The organism is Citrobacter sp. wls757 (assembly GCF_005280935.1).
Classification (GTDB): Bacteria; Pseudomonadota; Gammaproteobacteria; order Enterobacterales; family Enterobacteriaceae; genus Citrobacter; species Citrobacter portucalensis.
On record NZ_SZWU01000034.1, the window covers coordinates 99,729 to 106,142 of the forward strand.

A 6,414-nucleotide genomic window follows, 5' to 3' on the forward strand; every position below is an offset into this window, starting at 1 on the left:
ATAGCTGACGGCTCACCAGCGGACCGCTGATGCCTTTCGCTGTGCGATCCATCACTTCCTGGATCACTGAAGAAAGCTCATTAACTTCGAATTTGGCCACATAGCCATCCGCTTTTACACGGCGAACGTGATCTTCGTTCGCGCTACCGGAAAGCGAAGAGTGGATAACGACCGGGATTTTCTTCAGACGTTCGTCGGTTTTTATCTTACGGGTAAGCGTAAAACCGTCCATCTCCGGCATTTCGAGATCGGTGAGAACCAGAGCGATCTTCTCACTGACAGGCTTGCCCTCCGCCTGCGCTTCTGCGGAAAGCTGCTGTATTTTTTCCCACGCATCCTGACCTGTTACATGCATCAGATGCGGGATCTCCATGGCGTTAAGACCTTTTTCCAGCATGGCGCGGGCCACTTTGGAATCATCAGCCACAATCGCCACCGCACCCGGCGTGATGTTGAATTTATTGGTTTTCAGTTCGGTTGCGCGCAGGTCGTGGTTCGCCGGTACGATGTCGTACAGGATCTGCTCAACGTCGAGCACCAGCGCCAGGTTGTTGGTCTCTTTGTTGTCGTCCAGGCAAGCGATACTGGTGATATAGCGACCATTAACGGCTTTCTCGGCGGTATGCACCTGTTGCCAGTCCAGGCGCATAATGTTTTCCACTGACTCCACAGCAAACGCCTGGACGCTGCGGGCATATTCTGTGATCAACAGGATGTTGAGTCCGGTCTCTGGCTTACAGCCCGCGACGGCGGGCAGGTCAATCACCGGGATCACCTGATCGCGAATGTTAACCATACCCAGTAACGGGGCCTTCATACCCGCCGGACGCGTAAAGGTCGGCATCGGCACGATTTCACGCAGCTTGAATACGTTGATGCCAAACAGCTCTGATTTCTGCTCCTCAACAGATTTGCCGAGGCGAAACAGCAGCAGTTCAAAACGGTTAGACAGGGTTAGGTTTGTCCTGTCATCAATATCTTTCTGGAAATTGTTCATCCTGTCCTCAGTGTGAAAGCCAGCCTTTCCACTGTTATCGGCACTGAGGCGGAAAAATAGAGCGTTAAACGCTGAAAATGGCGAAATCGTGAGCCAGTACCGTGTCTGGAAATATTGTTTTGCACTCTGCGAGTAAGCGCTGGCAGCCTTTTTCATCGTAGCGTGAGCTAACGTGGGTCATTATCAGACGTCCCACTCCGGCATCCAGCGCCAGCTGTGCGGCTTGTCGGGTTGAGCTGTGCCCACGACTGTTTGCTTTTTCCTCCATTGAAGCGTCCAGCGTGGTTTCGTGTACCATGACATCTACACCTCGAGCCAGTTCAATGGCGGACGCGCAGGGTCCTGTGTCACCGAAAATAGCGACTGATTTTCCCCTGGTGGCCGGGGCGAGGAAGTCGGCACCGTGGATCGTACGTCCATCTTCCAGCACGATGGTTTTCCCAGCTTTCAAATCCTGAAACCACGGGCCCGCTTTTACACCTGCCGCCTTCAGGGCATTGGCGTCAAGCGCACCGGGTTTGTCGTGCTCTTGAATGCGAAAACCGTAGCATTCCAGCGGATGCGCCAGCGGGTAAGCCGTTACTTTTCGCAGGCCGTCATCCACAATCTCACCCGCGGTGATTTCTACAATATCCAGCGGATAATCGGTCCAGGAGCCGCTCAGACGCAATGCGGTTTCGGTAAACTCTCGCAACCCTTTTGGCCCGTAGAGCGTCAGAGGCTGGACATTGCCGGCCATTGAGCGACTGCACAGTAGCCCCGGTAAACCAAACAGGTGATCGCCGTGCAGATGGCTGATAAAAATACGATCGAGTTTTCCTGGATTGAAAGGCGTGGTGAGCATCTGATGCTGCGTCCCTTCGCCGCAATCAAAAAGCCACAGCCCCGCCTGAGTCGGGTGTTGCAGATTCAGTAAAATTGCCGTTACATTGCGTGAGCGCGTGGGGACTCCCGCAGACGTGCCTAAAAATAGTAATTCCATCTTTGCGTTACACTTTTCGCCATCAATAAGGCAGGGTGTTCAGGTTATCACAACATAGGGGCAGACAATGATTCACTGGCAAGATCTCCACCATGCAAAGCTGAGTACCCAACAACTGTACGCACTACTTCAGCTACGATGCGCGGTGTTTGTAGTTGAGCAACAGTGTCCGTACCAGGATGTGGATGGCGATGACCTGGCTGGAGAGAATCGGCATATTCTGGGCTGGCATAACGATGAGCTGGTGGCGTATGCGAGGATTCTGAAAAGCGATGACGAGCTGGAGCCGGTAGTGATTGGTCGGGTGATTGTAAGCGAAGCGCTGCGTGGTGAAAAACTGGGGCAACAGCTAATGGCCCAGACGCTGGCATCCTGCGCGCAACACTGGCCACACAAGGCGTTGTATCTGGGCGCGCAGGCGCATCTGCAATCATTCTATGCACGCTTTGGCTTTGTTCCGGTGACGGATATCTATGACGAAGATGGTATTCCACACGTCGGAATGGCGCGGGAAGCACATCAGGCGTAAACAGGCGCAATCAGTCCTGGTTGTCTATAGTTAGCGGGTACGTCAATAGAAAGGGAGAATATAATGTCTTTTCATTCTTATGAATCACGTATCGATGATGATCTGGAATTATTAAGTGAAACGCTGGAAGAGGTGCTGCGTTCTTCTGGCGACCCAGCAGATCAAAAATACCTTGAGTTAAAAGCGCGGGCAGAGCGGGCGTTAGAAGAGGTGAGAAATCGCGTCAGCCATGCTTCTGACAGCTACTATTACCGTGCGAAAAAAGCCGTTTGTCGGGCGGATGACTATGTGCACGAAAAACCCTGGCGCGGAATCGGCGTTGGCGCCACGGTCGGTTTAGTGATGGGATTATTGTTAGCGCGGCGATAAATTCCGTTCTGTCATCGCATTTGTACGTACTCCCTAACTGGGGGTACTGCTTTTTCTGCTCAGTACCCCGTATAATGAGAGGTTTTTAACAGGGAGAGGTCCGCGTGCATTCAATCACTACTGCGCTGGAAAGTCTGATGCGTCATTTATCGCAAGAGATGCCAGCAGCACCTGGAATTCGTATTTACGATATACCTTTCCCACTGAATGATGCGTTTGACGCTTTAGGATGGCTGGCCAGCCAACCCGTCTGGCCCCAGTTTTACTGGCAGCAGCGTAACGGCGATGAAGAAGCCGCCGTATTAGGGGCCGTGGCCGCATTTTCCTCGCTGGAATCAGCCCAGCAATTTTTACATCAGCATGATAATCATCCCGACCTGCGCATCTGGGGCCTGAATGCCTTTGAGCCTCAGCGTGGCAATTTACTGCTGCCGCGGCTGGAGTGGCGACGTTGCGCCGGAGTGGCGAGCTTACGCTTACATCTCTATAGCGACGTGTCGCTACGTGAAGACGCTGCACAAGCGATTGCCTTCATCTCATCGCTTGCTCCCGTAAAACCGCTCCCTGCATTGCGTTTGAATTTGACGGGAGAACAGCACTGGCCGGAGAAAGCTGGCTGGATAGACCTGATAAAACTTGCCACTCAAACGATCGCAGGAGAAGACCTCGATAAGGTCGTGCTGGCGCGGGCGACCGACTTACAGTTTTCTCAGTCGGTTAATGCCGCTGCCGTGATGGCTTCCAGCCGTCGCTTAAATCTGAACTGCTACCATTTCTTTATGGCATTCTCCGCCGACACCGCTTTTCTTGGCTCTTCTCCTGAACGTCTGTATCGACGACGTGATACGGCGCTGCGCACCGAGGCGCTGGCCGGAACCGTGGCCAATCACCCTGAGGATCATCGGGCCTGGCAATTGGGCGACTGGCTAATGAAAGATGATAAAAACCAGCGCGAGAATATGCTGGTGGTCGAAGATATTTGCCAGCGTCTGCAAGGCTGTACGCAAACTCTCGATGTGCTGCCACCGCAGGTGCTCAGGCTGCGTAAAGTGCAGCACCTGCGCCGTTGCATCTGGACGGAACTGAATCAGGCCGACGATACGCTTTGCCTGATGCAGCTTCAGCCCACGGCGGCAGTTGCCGGTATTCCGCGTGAGCTGGCGCGTGAATTCATCCAGCAAAATGAACCCTTTGAACGCGAGTGGTATGCCGGTTCAGCGGGTTATCTTTCTTTGCGCCAAAGCGAGTTTTGCGTGTCATTGCGTTCGGCGAAAATTAGCGCAAACGTGGTACGCCTGTATGCCGGGGCAGGGATTGTACGTGGCTCAGATCCTGAGCAGGAATGGCAAGAAATAGACAATAAAGCGGCAGGGTTACGTACTTTATTACAGATGGAAGGATAGTGATTTCGTGTATATTTCCGATTCATATCAAAAATCCATTTATTCGATTCTCTATACTGTGTCGCAATATTGATACCGGACAATCTCATGTCAGTAAGCGCATTTAACCGACGCTGGGCGGCGGTCATTCTGGAAGCACTCACTCGCCACGGCGTCAGGCATGTCTGCATTGCCCCTGGCTCTCGTTCTACACCATTGACGCTGGCGGCAGCGGAAAACCCCGCATTCATCCACCACACCCATTTTGACGAGCGCGGTCTTGGGCATCTGGCTTTAGGTCTGGCAAAAGTCAGCCGTCAGCCTGTCGCCGTGATTGTGACGTCCGGTACCGCGGTGGCGAATTTATATCCCGCGTTGATTGAAGCGGGCCTGACCGGTGAAAAACTGATTTTACTTACCGCTGACAGACCGCCAGAGCTTATCGACTGTGGCGCGAACCAGGCGATTCGTCAGGCCGGAATGTTTGCCTCGCATCCATCGCAAACGCTCTCTTTACCGCGTCCTACTCAGGACATTCCGGCAAGCTGGCTGGTGTCCACGATTGATAATGCGTTAGCTGCCCTGCATAGCGGGGCGGTTCATATCAATTGCCCGTTTGCGGAACCGCTGTATGGCGATATGGACGAAACGGGGATTGCCTGGCAGCAGCGCCTCGGCGACTGGTGGCAGGACGATAAACCCTGGCTGCGAGAAGCGCGTCGGCTGGAAAGCGACAAACAACGCGACTGGTTTTTCTGGCGACAAAAACGCGGCGTAGTCATTGCGGGCCGCATGAGCGCGGAAGAAGGTAAGAAGGTTGCGCAGTGGGCGCAGACGTTAGGCTGGCCGCTGATTGGCGATGTTCTGTCGCAAACCGGACAACCGCTGCCGTGCGCCGACCTGTGGCTGGGAAATGCGAAAGCTGTAGCTGAATTGCAGCAGGCGCAGATTGTGGTGCAGCTTGGTAGCAGCCTGACTGGAAAACGTCTGCTGCAATGGCAGGCCAGCTGCGATCCGCAGGAATACTGGATTGTCGATAATATCGAAGGCCGCCTCGATCCGGCCCATCATCGCGGCCGCAGGTTGGTGGCGAAAGTTGGCGACTGGCTGGAGCTACATCCGGCGGAGAAACGTCAGCCCTGGTGTATTGAGATCCCTCGTCTGGCGCAACAGGCCTGGCAGGCGGTAGAAGCCCGTCGTGAGGCGTTTGGTGAAGCGCAATTAGCCCACCGTATCCGCGACTACTTGCCGGAGCAGGGGCAGCTGTTCGTGGGTAACAGTCTGGTGGTACGCCTGATTGATGCGCTGTCGCAGCTTCCGGCTGGTTACCCGGTCTATAGCAACCGTGGCGCGAGCGGTATTGACGGCCTGCTGTCAACGGCAGCTGGTGTACAGCGTGCCAGCGCGAAATCGACGCTGGCGATTGTTGGCGATTTATCTGCATTGTATGACCTGAATGCGCTGGCGTTATTGCGCCAGGTTTCTGCACCGTTTGTCCTGATAGTGGTCAATAATAACGGCGGGCAGATTTTTTCCCTGCTGCCGACACCAGCCAGCGAACGCGAACGGTTCTATCTGATGCCGCAGAACGTACATTTCGAGCATGCTGCCGCCATGTTTAACCTTAAATACCAGCGCCCGGAAAACTGGGAGCAGTTGGAGAGCGCGTTGACTAACGCGTGGCGTACACCTGCGGCCACGGTGATTGAGCTGGTGGTGAACGAAACTGACGGGGCGCAAACCTTGCAGCAACTGCTGGCGCAGGTAAGTCACCTATGATCCTGCATGCGCAGGCGAAAGAGGGCCAAACGGGATTTCCCTGGCTGGTTTTCCTGCACGGTTTCTCTGGCGATTGCCAGGAATGGCAGACGGTCGGCGAAGTGTTTCAGGATTATTCGCGGCTATACATCGACTTGCCGGGACACGGTGGCTCCGCTGACATCGGCGTGAGTGGGTTCGATGATGTCAGCGTTTTGCTGCGTAACACTCTACTTAGTTACAACATACTTAACTACTGGCTGGTGGGATACTCTCTTGGCGGCAGAGTCGCCATGATGGCGGCCTGTCAGGAGATGCCTGGGCTTTGTGGTCTGGTGGTTGAAGGCGGACATCCCGGCTTGCAAAGCGAGGAGGCGCGCGTTCAGCGTCGTCTCTC

At 54.5% G+C, this 6,414-nt stretch carries 7 protein-coding genes; 5 read left to right on the plus strand and 2 right to left on the minus strand.

Annotated elements, in window-relative coordinates:
- Nucleotides 1–997: chemotaxis protein (locus tag FDW94_RS08935; protein WP_137377521.1), on the minus strand; the 997-nt coding region annotated here is incomplete at its 3' end.
- Between the two features lie 64 nt (nt 998–1,061).
- The gene (rbn, locus tag FDW94_RS08940) at nt 1,062–1,979 is read right to left on the minus strand and encodes a ribonuclease BN (RefSeq protein ID WP_137377460.1); all 918 of its coding nucleotides are present in this window, start codon (nt 1,977–1,979) and stop codon (nt 1,062–1,064) included.
- 67 nt (nt 1,980–2,046) lie between these two features.
- On the opposite strand from rbn, the gene FDW94_RS08945 reads away from it, so the two are divergent.
- From FDW94_RS08945 to FDW94_RS23985, 5 genes are all read left to right on the plus strand, one after another.
- Entirely contained in the window at nt 2,047–2,508 is a 462-nt protein-coding gene (locus FDW94_RS08945; protein WP_008785342.1) for a GNAT family N-acetyltransferase, read from the plus strand.
- Between the two features lie 63 nt (nt 2,509–2,571).
- Complete coding sequence (gene elaB, locus FDW94_RS08950) at nt 2,572–2,877, plus strand: stress response protein ElaB (RefSeq protein WP_003027683.1); 306 nt, start codon at nt 2,572–2,574, stop codon at nt 2,875–2,877.
- A gap of 104 nt (nt 2,878–2,981) precedes the next feature.
- Complete coding sequence (menF, locus tag FDW94_RS08955) at nt 2,982–4,280, plus strand: isochorismate synthase MenF (protein ID WP_057066387.1); 1,299 nt, start codon at nt 2,982–2,984, stop codon at nt 4,278–4,280.
- Between the two features lie 87 nt (nt 4,281–4,367).
- Nucleotides 4,368–6,038: a 2-succinyl-5-enolpyruvyl-6-hydroxy-3-cyclohexene-1-carboxylic-acid synthase gene (gene menD, locus FDW94_RS08960; protein WP_008785340.1), complete on the plus strand. Its 1,671-nt coding sequence runs from the start codon at nt 4,368–4,370 to the stop codon at nt 6,036–6,038.
- The coding region (locus FDW94_RS23985) for an alpha/beta fold hydrolase (RefSeq protein ID WP_249358362.1) at nt 6,035–6,414 on the plus strand (380 nt) is incomplete at its 3' end. The genes menD and FDW94_RS23985, both read left to right, overlap by 4 nt.

What these genes read in the sequence shown, in the direction of transcription:
- rbn (WP_137377460.1), bottom strand. Translation starts at nt 1,979, where the DNA reads ATGGAATTACTATTTTTAGGCACGTCTGCGGGAGTCCCCACGCGCTCA.
- FDW94_RS08945 (WP_008785342.1), top strand. Translation starts at nt 2,047, where the DNA reads ATGATTCACTGGCAAGATCTCCACCATGCAAAGCTGAGTACCCAACAA.
- elaB (WP_003027683.1), top strand. Translation starts at nt 2,572, where the DNA reads ATGTCTTTTCATTCTTATGAATCACGTATCGATGATGATCTGGAATTA.
- menD (WP_008785340.1), top strand. Translation starts at nt 4,368, where the DNA reads ATGTCAGTAAGCGCATTTAACCGACGCTGGGCGGCGGTCATTCTGGAA.